This is a genomic window from Elusimicrobiota bacterium (assembly GCA_018816525.1).
Taxonomy (GTDB): domain Bacteria; phylum Elusimicrobiota; class Endomicrobiia; order CG1-02-37-114; family XYA2-FULL-39-19; genus OXYB2-FULL-48-7.
This window is the reverse complement of record JAHIVV010000033.1, coordinates 16,043-31,439: the sequence shown is the minus strand read 5'-3', so window position 1 is coordinate 31,439 and position 15,397 is coordinate 16,043. Positions and strand designations below refer to the sequence as shown.

Below are 15,397 nucleotides of genomic sequence, written 5' to 3'. Positions count from 1 at the left end.
TCCAATAGGAGTTGACCCGGAATATTTTAAACCTGTTTTTGTTGAAGATGATTACCCTTCCGTAATTTTCCGGGGAATAATGAATTTTTTGCCTAATACTGACGCAGCTCTTTATTTTTACAAGGATATACTTCCGCTCGTAGAAAAAGAAATACCCGAAATCAAATATTATATAGTCGGCAAGTGCCCTACTGAACAAATAAGAATGATAAGCAACGGAAGAAAAGTTGTAGTTACCGGATATGTTGAAGATATCCGCCCTTATATAGCGAAAGCTTCGCTTAATGTTTGCCCGATGAGAATCGGGACAGGCATGAAATATAAAATAATTGAAGCTATGGCGCTGGGTACGCCGACAATTGCTGCTTCGTTTGCCTGCGCAGGCATTCCGGAATTAAAAAACGGGGAAAATATCGTAATAGCGGATACTCCGGCTGATTTCGCCGGGTCTGTAGTACGGCTTTTAAAAGACAAGAATTTAAGGCGGCAAATAAGCGCAAACGGCCGCAAGGTTGTACTGGAAAATTATACCTGGAAAAACATTGCGTCAAAATTTGAAAATATGTATCTTGAAGCAATAGAAAAAAATAGTAACAAATTATCCAATAATCCAATTATCTGATTATTTAAAACTATGTGCGGAATCTGCGGAATCTTCAATTTTGGCGGCAACAAACCTGTCACGGAGCCTGAAATAAGGCTGATGTGCGATCTTATACGCCACAGGGGCCCGGACGATGAGGGTATCTATACAACAGGAAATGCAGGCCTTGGAATAAGAAGGCTTTCAATTATAGATTTACAGACAGGCCACCAGCCCATACATAACGAAGACAGCTCAATTTGGACGGTATTAAACGGCGAGATTTATAACTTCCAGGAAGTCCGGCAGGCGTTGATACAAAAAGGGCATAAGTTTTATACAAAAACCGATACTGAAGTAATAGTCCATTCTTACGAAGAATATGGAGAGAACTGCGTTGACCAGCTACGGGGAATGTTCGCCTTTGCTGTGTGGGACAATAGAAAAAAACAAATATTCATCGCCAGAGACAGAATAGGAAAAAAACCTCTTTTTTACACAGTAGCCGGCAATTCACTGGTTTTCGCTTCGGAAATGAAATCTATTCTGGCTCATTTAAAATCTACTCCAGAAATTGATTTATCCGCAATTCATTTATTTTTAACTTATCAATACATACCGGGACCCGGGACGATTTTCAAAACTATTAAAAGACTTCAGCCCGCGTCAACCCTGCTATGCAAACTAGACGGACAGATTAAAATTGAACAATATTGGAACATTGATTTCAGGAAAAAGACGCAATTATCTTTCAATGACGCAAAAACTCGCTTAGTTGAATTGCTGACAGAATCAACAAAACTCAGAATGATTTCAGATGTGCCTCTGGGCGCTTTTTTGTCCGGGGGACTAGATTCAAGTATAATAACCGGATTAATGAGCAAACTATCTTCCAAGCCGGTTAAAACGTTTTCTATTGGTTTTGAAGAAGAAACTTTTTCAGAATTAGGCTACGCAAAAATAGTTGCCAATCATTTTAAAACAGATCACCATGAGTTTATTGTAAAACCTCATTTTATTGATATATTGCCAAAATTATTGTGGCATTATGACCAGCCGTTTGCCGACACTTCCGCTCTGCCTTCATATTACGTAGCAAAAGAAACCAGAAGCCACGTTACAGTTGCCTTAAATGGGGACGGGGGCGACGAAAATTTCGCCGGATATTTAAGGCATAAAGCAATGAAAGGCGCAATATATTTTTCCTGGCCTTTCAGGCTTTTAGGCAGTAAATTAACCAACAAATTAGCTTCATTGATACCGCATACCGAATCGAGCAACGCAAGAAGCAGGTTCAGATATATGCACAGGCTGTTTTCTGCGCTTGCACAGCCGCCCCAAACCAGGAATGTAATATGGCATGCTTACTTTGATAATGAAACAAAAAACAAAATTTATTCTACCAATATGAAGGAACATTTTTCCGGCAATGACGCTTATAGTTATCTGGAAAACACTTTTTTAAATGCGCCGGCCCCTTCGGGAGACACCATAGACAGAACCCTTTACACAGATTTGATGACTTACTTGCCGGAATGCTTATTAGTAAAAATGGATATTGCCAGCATGGCTAATTCCCTTGAAACCCGTTCACCGCTGCTTGACCACAAGCTGATCGAGTTTACCAGTTCGCTTCCTTCAAACTGGAAACTTCATAATCTTACTTCTAAATATATTTTCAAAGAAGCTTTCAAGGATATTCTGCCTGAGCAAATATTAAAAAGGGGCAAACAAGGGTTTGGAATACCGGTAGGAAAATGGTTTAAAAATGAATTAAGAGATTATTCGCATAATGTTTTGTTGGATTCTAAGTCGCTAAACAGGGGTTATTTCGATAAAACGGAAATGCGCAATTTGCTTGACGAACATGTAACCGGTAAAAATGACCACGGCTATAGAATTTGGGCTCTGCTTGTGCTTGAACTGTGGCATAGAATTTATATAGATAAATAGATAAGATAGGTAATATACCCAATACTCTTCCAAGCGAGTAACATTGGGTATGAAAGAGGTAACATGGACTTCCGCTTAATGAAATTTGTAGACAAATATGCCGGCTGGTTATTATGCGCTCTTCTGAGCTTTGCAGGCCTATTCTTAAAACTTTTTAGAAAAAAAACACAGCCAACCCCTCCAAAAAAAATACTTGTAATGAAATTCTGGGGAATGGGCAGTATCATACTTTCTACTCCGTTATTACAGGCAATGCGGGCAAAATTTCCCGATTCAAAAATATATTTTCTGACTCTTTCCAGAAATGAAGAAATCGTAAAAATGTTCGAACCTGTCAATGAAGTCATAACTTTGGACATTGACCGCGGCCCGATAGGTTTTTTAATGAGTTTTGTAAAAATTGTTGCAGTAATGAGGGGAATTAAACTTGATATCCTGCTTGATCTGGAATTCTTTACCAGGTTTTCAGCTATTGTGACTTACTTGAGCGGCGCAAAAGAGCGCATCGGGTTTAAAGCCTGGGAAGCCTGGAGAGGGCAACTGCATACAATCGGCGTTCCTTTTAACAGATATTGGCATGTTGCACAGAATTTCTATAACTTGGGAAGAGCCGCAGGAATTCCCGAAGAAAAGAATCTGGTATTATTACAGCCCAAACCCGCAATTGATGTAAATGCTGAAATGAAAACTATTTTCAGCCGGTTTAACCTTGAATCCGGAAAATATATCTGCATCAACCCTAATGCTGGGGAAATTGCAATGACCAGAAGGTGGCCTAAAGATAATTTCACCCAATTGACAAAAAACATTCTATCCCGGTCAAAAGACCTTAAAATAGCCTATATCGGCAATTCTAAAGAGTCAGGCTATATAGATTCAATAATTTCGGGCCTGGATAAATCCCGGGTTATAAATACAGCGGGCACTCTTAATATATCTCAGTTGATTGTGCTATTCAAGAATTCAAAACTGCTAATATCAAATGACAGCGGGCCTTTGCATCTTGCTGTTGCGCTTAAAACACCGACTATTTCTTTTTTCGGCCCGGAAACGCCGGTTCTTTATGCGCCGTCCGGGGACAAGAACATTGTTTTCTTTAAAAACCTGGACTGCAGCCCCTGTATAAACGTGCATGAAGACAAAACCTTCCGGTGCGATAAAAAATCCCCCGCATGCCTTGAAGATATAACTGTTGGGGAAGTATGGAATAAACTGGAGAAATTGATATGAAAAAAATATTACTATTAAACCCGCCCGGTAAAAACCTATATATAAGGGATTATTACGAGAGCAAGGTCTCGCAGGCAAATTACTCAACCCATCCTATAGACCTGGTCACCCTAAGCGGAACTTTGCGCCAATTAAACTGCGAAATATTTTTAATTGATTCTATCGTGCAGGATATATCCATTGAAGAAACACTTGAAAAAATCAGCAAAATAAACCCGGACTTTATTATCTCTTTAGTTGCATCTGTTTCCTGGGACGAAGATATGTCCTTTTTGAAATTAATGAAATCAAAAACTAATTGCAAACTCATTGTGTGCGGCGACGTTTTGCATGAAAATCCTGAAAAATATATTGATGAATATGATTTTTTTGATGCTGTAATTACAGATTTTACATCGCCTTCAATAATTGACTACATAAATAACCCGGATAATTACCAAAAATCCAATAAAATATTATCTAATTCAAGCGGCTCTAAAGAAACAGACTTTTCGGGACTGCCTTACCATGAACTATTTATAGAAATCCATTACAGGTACCCATTTATCACTTCAAACAGGTATTGCTCCGTTCTTACCGAATACGGATGCCCTTTCAAATGCACATTTTGCATGATTGGCACCCTTCAGCATAAAATGAAAAAAGTTGAGGATGTTATAGCGGAATTGAAATATATTAAATCATTGAATGTAAGAGAAATATTCTTTGTTGACCAGACGTTCGGGACCAACAGAGCCAGAACAAAAATACTGCTCAATGAAATAATCAACCAGAAACTGGATATTTATTGGTTCGGTTTTTCAAGAGTCGACGTATTGGACGAAGAAATGCTCTTGCTGATGAAAAAATCCGGATGCCATACGCTGATACTCGGGATAGAATCAGGAAATGATAAAATTTTATCCGCCTATAGAAAAGGTTATAATAAAGAGGACATAAGAAAAACACTCGCCATAACCAACCGCCTTAAAATAAGGACTGTAGGGACATTTATTTTCGGGCTTCCGGATGAAACGACGGAAACCGCGAAAGACACATTAAATTTTTTAAAAGAATTGCCTCTTGATTACGCATCCTTCAGTGTTGCCGTACCCCGGGCAGGCACGGATTTACGAAAACAGGCGATATCACTCAATCTTATTAACAGTGATTTTATAAGAATGGACCAGTCAGGCACGCCTGTGGCCATGCCGACTAAACATTTGACTTATGAGCAAGTGAGAAAAATCAGAAAACAGGCTGTCCGGGCCTTTTACCTGCGCCCTAAATACCTTATAAGAAGAATCAAAAGCATCAGGACTTTCTACGAACTGGCAAACAATATTCTAAACGCCTTTCATTTGATAAGAAGAACATGGAAACTATAAAAACCAGGCATTTTCTAATCGCAGTATTTGTTTTGTCGCTGCTGATCGGGTTAAGTTATGTCCTTTGCGCCCCTCCAAGGCCGGCTGGATTCGACGATTCGGCTTCCTGGGACGCAGTAGCCTGGAACGTGAGATCGGGCAATGGGTTTACTGAAGCGGACGGAAATCCTACATCCGTAAGGCCTCCCATTTACCCGTTATTTTTAGCTTCAATTTTCTTTGCTTTCGGCCATAATCTTCTAATAGTTAAAATCGCCCAGGCATTAATAAATGCGTTCATAATCGTTTTTGCATGTTTAATTGCGCTCGAAATATTCAACAAAAAAATCGCGCAAATTACAGGAATCCTGCTTTGTTTTTACCCGCCATTAATAGTTTATACCGGAATAATCGGTTCAGAAACGCTTTTTACTCTATTGATAACTATCGTCATATATGCTATCATTGTCGGGTTAAAAAAAGAAAATATTTTGGTTATAGTTATAGCTGTTCTTTTAACCGGCGTAACAAATCTTTGCAGGTCAACTTTGTTGTTTTATCCGTTTTTTTTAAGCGTTGGAATTTACCTGCTTTTAAGAAAAAAATATTCGTTTTTAACTATTTCCAGGTCTTTGATATTATTGATTTTTATAACTTTCATTCCCGTAATCCCCTGGACTGTAAGAAATTACTTCACTTTTGGCAAGCTGTTGCTTGTTAACGTAAGCAGCGGGGAATTATTATGGGCCGGGAGCTACCTGCCCTGGGATGGCATATCAAAAACAGACAGGGATGCTGATTTCTACAAGTTATTTGCCGTGCATAAAATCAAGAACCCGGTGGTTTTAGAAAAAAATATGCAGAAAGAAGCATTTAAGAATATAACCAGCCACCCTGCCGGATTTTTGAAATTAACCGTTAAAAAGTTTTTCCGCTTTTGGTTCCAGCCTGTAGGGCAGGAATTGGTTTCCAAAAAATCAAAAGTGACAGGTTATTTGATGTATTTCTTTCACGCCCTTTGGCTTTTATTCGCAGTTATCGGTTTTTATGTTTCGAAAGACAGGCGGATTATTTATATGCCTATTACGGTTCTTTTTATTTACTTTACCATTATGCATAACCTGGTTGCTCCTATCGCAAGATACCGCCTTCCGATAGAGCCTTTAATTATGATTTTTGCAGCCTGCGGGCTTTATCATTTACTTCTAAAGAAAGGAAACTTAAAGTCATGAAAAAAAATGTTATCGTAGGGAAAAATTCTTTTGTAGATAAAACAGCAATACTCGGGGTTGAAGCCCCGAGGTTGAAAAAAACCCAAAAACTGATTATCGGCGAAGGGGCAAACATACGTTCAAACGCGGTTATCTATACCGGAACAACTATAGGGAAAAACCTGCAGACCGGGCACAATGTAATAATCCGTGAAGAAAATAAAATAGGGAACAATTTTTCGGTTTGGAATAATACAACCATAGATTACGATTGTAGAATAGGCAACAATGTAAAAATTCATTGTAATTGCTACATAGCGCAGTTTACAACCATTGAAGATGATGTCTTTATGGCGCCGGGCGTAACTATTGCTAATGATATGCATCCCGGCTGTTCTCATTCAAAAGATTGTATGAAAGGCCCTACAATTAAAAAGGGCACACAAATAGGTTGCAATGTAACTATTGTGCCTTTCGTAACTATAGGTGAAAACTGCCTCATAGGTTCAGGAACTGTTGTTACAAAGGATATACCGGCAAATTCAGTTGTTTATGGAAACCCCGGGAGAGTTCAAAAAAATGTTTTTGATTTGAAATGCATAACCGGTGTAACCGATAAACCATATAAAAATAAGGAAAGGAACGGGAAATGAAAATTAACTTAATTGATTTAAAAAAACAGCACAAACCAATCAGAACCCAGATTAACAGGGCTATCAAAAAAGTAATAGACACTACCAGTTTTATTCTCGGCGAGGATGTTGCTCTTTTTGAAAAGGAATACGCCCAATATTGCGGGACACAATACGCTGTCGGCGTTGACAACGGCACAAGCGCGTTAGAGCTGTCCCTGATTGCACTGGGAATCGGGAAAGGCGACAAAGTAATAGTGCCGGCATTCACTTTTATTGCCACTGCGACATCGGTCTATTACACCGGAGCGCAGCCGGTTTTTGTCGACGTAGAAGAAGACACCTGCAACCTTGATATTAACAAAACCGAAGAACTTATCAAGAAAGACAGCTCCATAAAAGCAATTATTCCCGTTCACCTGTACGGCCAGGCCTGCAGGATGGATGAAATTTTGGCCCTGGCTAAAAAATACAACCTAAAAATTGTCGAAGATGCATGCCAGGCTTCCGGCGCGCTCTATAAATCCTCTGACGGCACCCTGAAAAAAGCAGGGTCGATGGGAGACACCGGCTGTTTCAGTTTTTACCCGGCGAAAAACCTCGGCGCCTGCGGCGACGGGGGAATTGTAACAACTAACAATAAAGACTTATACACAAAAATAAGGTTTTTACGCGATTGCGGCAGGACTGAAAAGTATCTTCATGAAATGATTGGTTTTACAAAACGGCTGGATACAATCCAGGCGGCAATTCTCAGGATTAAGCTAAAAAAACTGGATAAATGGAACGAAAAAAGGCGCAATAAAGTTAAACTTTATTGCAGGCTCTTAAAAAATTCCGGGGTTACCGCTTTAGCGGTTTCAGATTTTGCAACCCCTATTTACCACCAGTTCGTGATAAAATCAGAAAACAGGGACTCTTTGAGGGATTTTTTGACAAAACAGGAAATAGGCACGGGCGTGCATTACCCGATCCCTCTTCATTTACAGCCGGCATTCAAATTTCTTGGGTATAAAGAAGGAGATTTTCCTGTTTCAGAAAAACTCTCAAAAATAGTCTTATCATTGCCGATATATGCTGAATTAAAACAAAGGGAAATTGAATTTATTGCCCAACAGATTCATGCATTCAACAAGAAATAAACTATGGCTTTAAAACTAAATTCTATAGCAATAAGCATCCCTGCCTACAATGAAGAAAAAAATATTGAAGAGGTCATAAGAAACAGCGTTGCTGTTCTGTCAGCGCTGACTCAAAATTACGAAATAGTTGTTATCAACGACGGCAGTACAGATAATACGAAATCTGTTTTAGAAGGGCTCGCCAAAGAAATACCGCAGCTAAAAATCTTCAGCCACGAAAAAAACCTGGGTATAGCAGAAACACTCAAAAAAGTATTTCTGTATCCTTCCAAAGAATGGGTTTTTTTCATACCGGGGGACGGCCAGATCGCGCCAAAAGAAATCTATAAACTTATTCCTTTCACTGAGAATTACGATTATTTAATCGGAAAACGCGCAAAAAGAAACGATGGTTTTACCCGGCTTTTAAATGCCTGGATTTATAATATGGTTATAAGTGTTGTGGCGTTAAAAAGAGTAACGGATATAGACAGCGTGGTTTTTTATAAGCGTTTATTTCTTAATAATACGCAGCTTTACGCAAAAAGCGCCTTTATCCATGCTGAGCTTTTTATTAAAGCAAGAAAAAACGGCGCCCGTTCTGTTGAAGCTGAAATAGAGCACCTGCCCAGAAAGTTTGGGAAAAGCACCGGTTCTAACCCGGGTGTTATCCTAAAAACTGCCCTCGATTTACTCAAATTACCATTCAAACCCTTTTAATCATTATAATTATATGATATAATCGAAGTATTGAAAAACACAATTTTTCTCTCCTACTCGATATTTTTAATGTCGTTCAAAATCGTGTTTTTCAATATTCTTAAAAAGAGGTAATTGATATGATTAAAATTGGCGTTATTGGTTATGGCTATTGGGGCCCGAATTTAGTAAGGAATTTTCATGAATTACAAGGCAGCCAGGTTGCATACATCTCCGATTTGCAGGATAAAAACCTCAACAGCGCTAAACAAAAATACAAAGACACCATTCTCACAAAAAACTACCTTGATATCTTGAATGACAAATCCGTCGATGCAGTAGTTATTGCTACCCCGGTTTCTACCCACTTCAAGCTGATAAAAGAGGCGCTTGAACACGACAAAGATGTACTGGTTGAAAAACCCCTGTGCACCTGCGTTGAAGAAGCCGAAAAATTAATAGAGCTTTCAGAGAAAAAGAAAAAAATTATTTTAGTCAGCCATACATTTCTTTACAGCCCTCCTGTAATAGAAATGAAAAATATTATAAGCAAAAAAACGCTCGGGGATATTTACTATATTGACTCATCCAGAGTAAATCTGGGGCTTTTCCAACCGGATGTCAGCGTTATCTGGGACCTGGCTCCGCACGATGTATCAATTATCACCTATTGGCTTGACTCTGTTCCAGAGGCTGTCAGTTGCCAGGCCCAATCTTTTATCCGTAAAAATATCCACGAAGTTGCCTACACGAGTATTTTCTTTGAAAATAAAACGCTTGCGCATCTGCATACCAGCTGGCTGGCGCCCTGCAAGCTCCGCAGGACAGTGGTTATCGGAAGCGAAAAAATGGCGATTTATGACGATATTGAGCCCGTTGAAAAAATAAAGATTTATAATAAAGGCGTTGAAAAAAACCCGGAAACATTCGGTGAATTCCAGCTGTCTTACAGGTCCGGGGATATTTTAAGCCCTCACCTGGCTGCAGCGGAACCTCTCAAAATGGAATGCATGGACTTCTTAAACAGCATTTCGAAAAGGTCTAAACCAAAAAGTGATGCAATTTTCGGTTTAGAAGTTGTAAGAGTCCTTTCAGCCGCAGAAAAATCAGCAAAGACCGGCGGTTCAGTAATAAAAATATCCAGATAATGAAAAAATCATTTCTCATTTTGGCAATCCTTACAGCGGGTTTTTTACTAAGGCTATCCGGGCTTTATTTCGGCTTGCCCAGTAAAAACCTCGCTCTTACCACATACAATCCTGATGAAGCTCTGACTATTTATTCACTGCAGGATATGAAACCTTCAAAGCTTGATTTCAGCCCAAAAAGGGCATTCCTCTGGGGAGGATTCAGCGTTTATATTGCCGGTTTTTTCCTTAAACTCTGCCAATTTCTAAAAATCGTTAACCCGGCATCGCGTGAATTCCTGATGGCGAACCTGCATGAAACCGACAAACTTTATATTATAGCCCGGCTGATTTCGATTGTATTTGGAACCTTAAACGTGCTGATGATTTATTTAATCGCTAAAAAAGCATACAATAAAACTACAGGTTTAATATGCGCAAGCCTTCTAAGTATTCTTGCTGTGCATGTTATCTATTCTTTTTACGCCAGGCCGGATGTAATAATGCTGTTTTTCGTGCTTTGGCCGGTATATGTTTCCCTGGAAATATTATCCGGCAAAACCAGCTCAAAAACTTATTTATTTGCAGGACTTCTCATCGGGCTCGCTACGGCGACAAAGTTAAGCGCCGGTATTTTCGGCATAGTTCCGTTTCTTGCACACTTTATCAGGAATGACGGTAAATTCACCGAAAAAATTAAAGACAAAAACCTCTGGCTGTTGACTGGTTCCGGTTTTGCGGGTTTTTTAATCGGCTGCCCTTATGCAATTTTTGATTTTCCTACCTGGTGGTATTATTTTAAAATGAATATTGCCTTCGCCCAGAATACAACTCATCCGATTGAATATGCATTGCACGGGCCAGGATGGCAAAGTTATATATCTTACTACCTGCCTAATTCGATAGGCTTTCCGGTAGTATTTACAGGGCTGATGGGGTTCGTATATGTATTGATTTCCACAATAACAAAAAAGGGGAAATCAGAAAAACGGATTTACGATACCTTATTCCTTATTTCCGGGCTTATTATCTATTTTGTAATTTCGAAAACTAAAAATCAGGCGGCGGTATATACGATTCCGGTTCTGCCGTTTTTTGTTTTGTTTACGGGCAGGTTATTGGACATTTTGTTAAACTCAACGCTTTTCAAAAAACCTTTATCGGCAATCCTGTTCGCTATAGCATCGATTCTCGTACTCGCGCCTACATTGACGTATTCAGTGGCTTACCTTAAACTATATTCGTCCGTAAATACAAGAGAATTGGCTTCAGAGTGGATAGATAAAAATATACCTAAAAACAAAACAATTGCCATTCCCAGAAGCTATTTCTGGACACCCGGGATTTTAAGGCAATATAATCCGCCGTACAAGGTTTTAATGGGGGGAGATATCCAATCCGCGTTAAGCGACGCAGTTTTAGGCCTTGATAAAATTTCACGCAGCGCCGATTATATAGTTATTACGGAATTCGAATACAGGGATTATATGGTAAAAAATATTTCATCACAAATTTTTCCTGAACAGGAAAAAATCATCAAGGATACGATTCTTAACAAAAAACGATTTGAAGAGGTTGTCTCGTTCGATAAAGAAGCCGAATTTCTTGGATTTAAATTTAAAAAAGATTTTCCACCGCATGACTTGTTAATCCCTAACCCGAAAATAACGGTTTATAAGAAAAAAGCATGAACACGAAATTCACAAAAAAACAGCTGCTCGTTATCCTTTCTTTAGGTTTTTTATACGCAATAATCAGTTTTATCTACCTGGACAAATACCCGTCCGTTTATTGCGATGAAACCATATTCACTGAACCTTCGTTGCGTTTATTACAGCATGGGTCTTTCGGAACCATCCTATTCCCGCCTATTGCAGGGATGGACATCACTAACGCGCTATCTGGGCGCATCTACCTTCTTTTTAACAGCCTGGTTTTCTTTATTTTTGGGTATGGAGTAACACAAATGAGGTTACAGCCGTTTTTAGCAGGATTGGTCGTAATATTTTTGACTTATAAAATCTCACAAAAATTCTTTTCCAACAAGTGGATTTCGATATTGTCTGCGATAACTCTGGCTTTATCGCACCTGTTTGTAATGCATTCGCACCTGGCGCGCCCGGAAATGTCAACTACTATGTTTCTGCTTTTGGGAGTATATTTGCTTCTTGTTTTTACTGAAAACAAATCGCCTGTTATCTTGTTTTTTACGGGATTAACAGCGTCGTTGTCTATAGATGTACACCCGACTATAGGCCTCATAAGTTTTATTCTGATTTCATTTTTGACAATACAAAAGTTCTTTTCTGAATCTATTGACCGTAAGCTTCTTATATACGGTCTCCTTGGAATATTTGCGGGATGCCTCTGGATGTTTTACGTGCACATATTTTTACATCCGGATTACTTTTTCCTGCAATACAGGCTTCATTCAGAATCTGAAGCGCCCCCTTTAGGGACAAGGTCTCTTTATGCCATTATGGCTCCGGCTTTCCGTAGGTATTACAACTTTTTTTGGTTAGGCCGATTCCATAGGAATATGTTCCTTCTTTTGTTATTTATTATTTCGTTGTTATATGGCTTGTTTAAAAAAGAAAAAGGGCAAATGACTATAATCTACATAACCATCGTGACTATAATAAGCTTCATTCTATTTGTGCCCAATACGACAAATTTCTATTTGATTTTAACTTACCCTTTTATAATCATTTTAAGCGTAAAATTTTTACACGATTTTCTTTTATCAAAAAGCACATACAAAATTATCCTAAGTTCTGCGCTTATTGTAGGGCTTTCAGCTCTTCTCATTAGTGAAAATGCCTATAAAGCCCAATTTATTAAATCTGATTACTATGGCTTTATCGGCAAACTAAAAAAGTATATTCCTGAAAAATCAGTAGTCATGGGTTATACCGGCTATTCCATGGGATTCGAAAACAATGTATTTTTTTCTGATTTTTTCGTCTATGGCTGGCAATATCATTACAATGGAATGAATAACAAAAAATTAGTGGGATTTTTAGGCCACAATATCAAAGAATTATTAAAAAATGAAAAAGTTGAATACATCATAAAGGATGAAGGATTTTGCGGTTTTTTAAACAAACATGATTTTAATGAATTGAATGAATACATAAAGACGGATTATAAACTGGTTGGGTCAGTAGAAGATGACTTTTACGCAAGCTCAGGGCGTTACGCCACCAGAGAAAAGTGCAAAGCGGATATTTACAAATTAATCAGCGGTAAAAATAAAATCTGAAGACAAGGGGTTAACTTATGTGGTTGTCAGTTTTAATTTTTGTTGTGATAACTCTGATTCTTGGCTGGACCTTATTCGGATACTTTATCTATTTGTTTTTAATCGGATTGTTCAACCAGAAGAAACCTCCTGTTTTTCCTGAAATTTGGCCCAAAATATCAATTATTGTCCCTTGTTACAATGAAGCCGGACATATTTTAGAAAAAGTAAAAAATCTTAAAGAAATTGATTACCCGCCAGACTTGCTTGAAATAGTATTTGTTGACGGAGGATCTTCGGACAACACGCTGGGTTTACTAAAAATGGAAATAACCCGGGATAAATTTTTTAGAATAGATGTCTCGCCAAAAAAAGGCAAAATAAACCAGCTGAATCACATATTACCCGAAACCAAAGGCGATATTATTGTAAATACAGATGTTGACGGCTTATTGAATAAAGAAGCGATAAAATGGATTGCTGCTGAATTTGCCCAGGATCCGTCTGTGTCCGTTGTAGGCGCGTACTGCTATCCTGACGATACGCTTGATATTGAACATTGTTATTGGTCTGCCCAAAATAAGAGCAGATTCCTGGAAACTTTTGCTAAAACTTCGTCCATAGTCGTTGCCCAATGCTACGCTTTTAGAAAAGAATTGCTGAAATCATTCCCGGAAGATGTTGTTGCCGATGATGTTTATGTAGCTTTTCTGGCAAATTCTTCAGGATTGAAAACCATATATTCCAACCTGGCAAAAGCCCCGGAAATAAGAACTCCCAAAAATTATTCTGATTTCATTCCGCACAAATTCCGTAAAAGTAACGCCTATTTGAGGGAATCGCTTCGTTTTGTATATAAACTTCCGGATATGGATAATTTCTTTAAGATGATGTTTGTTACTAAAATAGCCCAGCAGCTTTTCCTTCCATTGGCGTTTTTTTCATGGCTATTTTTTGCAGGAGTGCTTATCACTTTATTCCGTTTTGATATTGTAATCATAGGAACCCTTTTATTGCTGGTTCTTTTAATTATTACCAACCGTATTTTCAACTGGGTTAAACTGCCCGACGGGCTCCACAAATATTCTCTCTGGACTATAATAAGAGTTTACATAATCACGAACATAATTGTTTTTTCTACGGGTTTGAGTTATCCTTTCTACCGCCAGGACAGCAGTTATAAACGCCTGGAAAACAAATAACAAAATGACTATACCGGAATTTAAGCAGAATTTCAAATATGCTTTCAGGCCCCATAAACCCAGGCTTTTTTTTCGGCTGGCCTCGGCTCTGGCTAAAAGCAAGATATTTCACAAACCGCCGTTAAGATATGTTGATTTCGCCATAGATTTTGACTGCAACCTGCGTTGTAACCATTGTTTTGCCACGGCGTTGAAAAAATCCGGCAAAAAACAAATGGCCCCGGAGGATTATAGTCGGGTCGCAGAGGAATGTATGAAATTAGGCACGGTCAATTTTTCCTTCCAGGGCGGTGAGCCGCTTATGTTTAAAAATCTGCCCGCAATTATTAAATCATGCAAACCTGACAGAAATGTTATCTCTGTAACGACAAACGGAACCCTTTTGAACAAGGATAAAATACAACAGCTGAAAGAAATAGGAGTTGACATTCTTACTATCAGCCTTGACAGTTCGATAGCAAAAGAACACGACGCTTTCAGGGGAATGGCGGGGGCCTTTGAAAAAACTATTTCAGGCATAAAAACAGCTCTTAAAGAAGGCCTTAATGTAACTCTGGGCACTGTGGTGACCCACCAGACTCTTAAAAGCGAAGGGATAAACGGTATAATAAAATTGGCATTGGAATTAAAATTAAACCTTAACCTGATTTTGCCTGTACCCATAGGCCGCTGGCACAACAACCAGGAAATAGCCCTGAATGAAGAAGATTTGAATTATATTGACGCACTCACAAAAAAACACGCACCTTATGTCAGGACAGATTTCCAGGCTAATCTGGGTGAATTCGGGTGCGGGGCAGCAAAAGAAATTTTATATTTGACCCCTTATGGGGATGTGCTTGTTTGCCCTTTTATACATATATCTTTTGGAAATATCTTTGAAGATTCTATTGAAACTATCCGTAAACGCGCCCTGCAAAACCCTTATTTGTCATATTATCACCAGAAATGTCTTGCTTCAACAGATAAAGAATTTATAGAAAAGTATTTGAATAAAACTTATAATTCAGATGATCTGCCGTTAAAAGCTGAAAAAGTGTTTAATAAATAAT

At 38.6% G+C, this 15,397-nt stretch carries 13 protein-coding genes; all 13 read left to right on the top strand.

What is annotated here, in order from left to right:
- Positions 1 to 622: glycosyltransferase (locus KKH91_03765; GenBank protein MBU0951930.1), on the top strand; the 622-nt coding region annotated here is incomplete at its 5' end.
- Between the two features lie 12 nt (positions 623 to 634).
- Entirely contained in the window at positions 635 to 2,536 is a 1,902-nt protein-coding gene (asnB, locus tag KKH91_03760; GenBank protein MBU0951929.1) for an asparagine synthase (glutamine-hydrolyzing), read from the top strand.
- Positions 2,537 to 2,599: 63 nt separating this feature from the next.
- Positions 2,600 to 3,766, top strand: coding sequence for a glycosyltransferase family 9 protein (locus KKH91_03755; protein MBU0951928.1), 1,167 nt, complete (start codon positions 2,600 to 2,602; stop codon positions 3,764 to 3,766).
- Entirely contained in the window at positions 3,763 to 5,133 is a 1,371-nt protein-coding gene (locus KKH91_03750) for a B12-binding domain-containing radical SAM protein (GenBank protein ID MBU0951927.1), read from the top strand. Before KKH91_03755 ends, KKH91_03750 begins: the two co-directional genes overlap by 4 nt.
- Entirely contained in the window at positions 5,121 to 6,344 is a 1,224-nt protein-coding gene (locus tag KKH91_03745; protein MBU0951926.1) for a glycosyltransferase family 39 protein, read from the top strand. Before KKH91_03750 ends, KKH91_03745 begins: the two co-directional genes overlap by 13 nt.
- Positions 6,341 to 6,976: an acetyltransferase gene (locus KKH91_03740; GenBank protein MBU0951925.1), complete on the top strand. Its 636-nt coding sequence runs from the start codon at positions 6,341 to 6,343 to the stop codon at positions 6,974 to 6,976. The genes KKH91_03745 and KKH91_03740 overlap by 4 nt, the downstream gene beginning before the upstream one ends.
- On the top strand, positions 6,973 to 8,097 hold the full coding sequence (locus tag KKH91_03735) for a DegT/DnrJ/EryC1/StrS family aminotransferase (protein ID MBU0951924.1): 1,125 nt from the start codon (positions 6,973 to 6,975) through the stop codon (positions 8,095 to 8,097). Before KKH91_03740 ends, KKH91_03735 begins: the two co-directional genes overlap by 4 nt.
- A gap of 3 nt (positions 8,098 to 8,100) precedes the next feature.
- Positions 8,101 to 8,796: a glycosyltransferase family 2 protein gene (locus KKH91_03730; protein MBU0951923.1), complete on the top strand. Its 696-nt coding sequence runs from the start codon at positions 8,101 to 8,103 to the stop codon at positions 8,794 to 8,796.
- 119 nt (positions 8,797 to 8,915) lie between these two features.
- Positions 8,916 to 9,923 carry a Gfo/Idh/MocA family oxidoreductase gene (locus KKH91_03725; GenBank protein MBU0951922.1) on the top strand — a complete coding sequence of 336 codons (1,008 nt, stop codon included), beginning with the start codon at positions 8,916 to 8,918 and terminating at the stop codon, positions 9,921 to 9,923.
- Positions 9,923 to 11,593, top strand: a complete 1,671-nt coding sequence (locus tag KKH91_03720; protein MBU0951921.1) for a glycosyltransferase family 39 protein — start codon at positions 9,923 to 9,925, stop codon at positions 11,591 to 11,593. Before KKH91_03725 ends, KKH91_03720 begins: the two co-directional genes overlap by 1 nt.
- On the top strand, positions 11,590 to 13,164 hold the full coding sequence (locus tag KKH91_03715) for a glycosyltransferase family 39 protein (GenBank protein MBU0951920.1): 1,575 nt from the start codon (positions 11,590 to 11,592) through the stop codon (positions 13,162 to 13,164). The genes KKH91_03720 and KKH91_03715 overlap by 4 nt, the downstream gene beginning before the upstream one ends.
- Before the next feature lie 17 nt (positions 13,165 to 13,181).
- Positions 13,182 to 14,345, top strand: a complete 1,164-nt coding sequence (locus KKH91_03710) for a glycosyltransferase (GenBank protein ID MBU0951919.1) — start codon at positions 13,182 to 13,184, stop codon at positions 14,343 to 14,345.
- Positions 14,346 to 14,349: 4 nt separating this feature from the next.
- On the top strand, positions 14,350 to 15,396 hold the full coding sequence (locus tag KKH91_03705; protein ID MBU0951918.1) for a radical SAM protein: 1,047 nt from the start codon (positions 14,350 to 14,352) through the stop codon (positions 15,394 to 15,396).
- The last annotated feature ends 1 nt before the right edge of the window (position 15,397 follow it).

Excerpts from the sequence above, each read along its gene's own strand:
- asnB (MBU0951929.1), top strand. The coding sequence starts at position 635 with ATGTGCGGAATCTGCGGAATCTTCAATTTTGGCGGCAACAAACCTGTC.
- KKH91_03755 (MBU0951928.1), top strand. The coding sequence starts at position 2,600 with ATGGACTTCCGCTTAATGAAATTTGTAGACAAATATGCCGGCTGGTTA.
- KKH91_03750 (MBU0951927.1), top strand. The coding sequence starts at position 3,763 with ATGAAAAAAATATTACTATTAAACCCGCCCGGTAAAAACCTATATATA.
- KKH91_03745 (MBU0951926.1), top strand. The coding sequence starts at position 5,121 with ATGGAAACTATAAAAACCAGGCATTTTCTAATCGCAGTATTTGTTTTG.
- KKH91_03740 (MBU0951925.1), top strand. The coding sequence starts at position 6,341 with ATGAAAAAAAATGTTATCGTAGGGAAAAATTCTTTTGTAGATAAAACA.
- KKH91_03735 (MBU0951924.1), top strand. The coding sequence starts at position 6,973 with ATGAAAATTAACTTAATTGATTTAAAAAAACAGCACAAACCAATCAGA.
- KKH91_03730 (MBU0951923.1), top strand. The coding sequence starts at position 8,101 with ATGGCTTTAAAACTAAATTCTATAGCAATAAGCATCCCTGCCTACAAT.
- KKH91_03725 (MBU0951922.1), top strand. The coding sequence starts at position 8,916 with ATGATTAAAATTGGCGTTATTGGTTATGGCTATTGGGGCCCGAATTTA.
- KKH91_03720 (MBU0951921.1), top strand. The coding sequence starts at position 9,923 with ATGAAAAAATCATTTCTCATTTTGGCAATCCTTACAGCGGGTTTTTTA.
- KKH91_03715 (MBU0951920.1), top strand. The coding sequence starts at position 11,590 with ATGAACACGAAATTCACAAAAAAACAGCTGCTCGTTATCCTTTCTTTA.
- KKH91_03710 (MBU0951919.1), top strand. The coding sequence starts at position 13,182 with ATGTGGTTGTCAGTTTTAATTTTTGTTGTGATAACTCTGATTCTTGGC.
- KKH91_03705 (MBU0951918.1), top strand. The coding sequence starts at position 14,350 with ATGACTATACCGGAATTTAAGCAGAATTTCAAATATGCTTTCAGGCCC.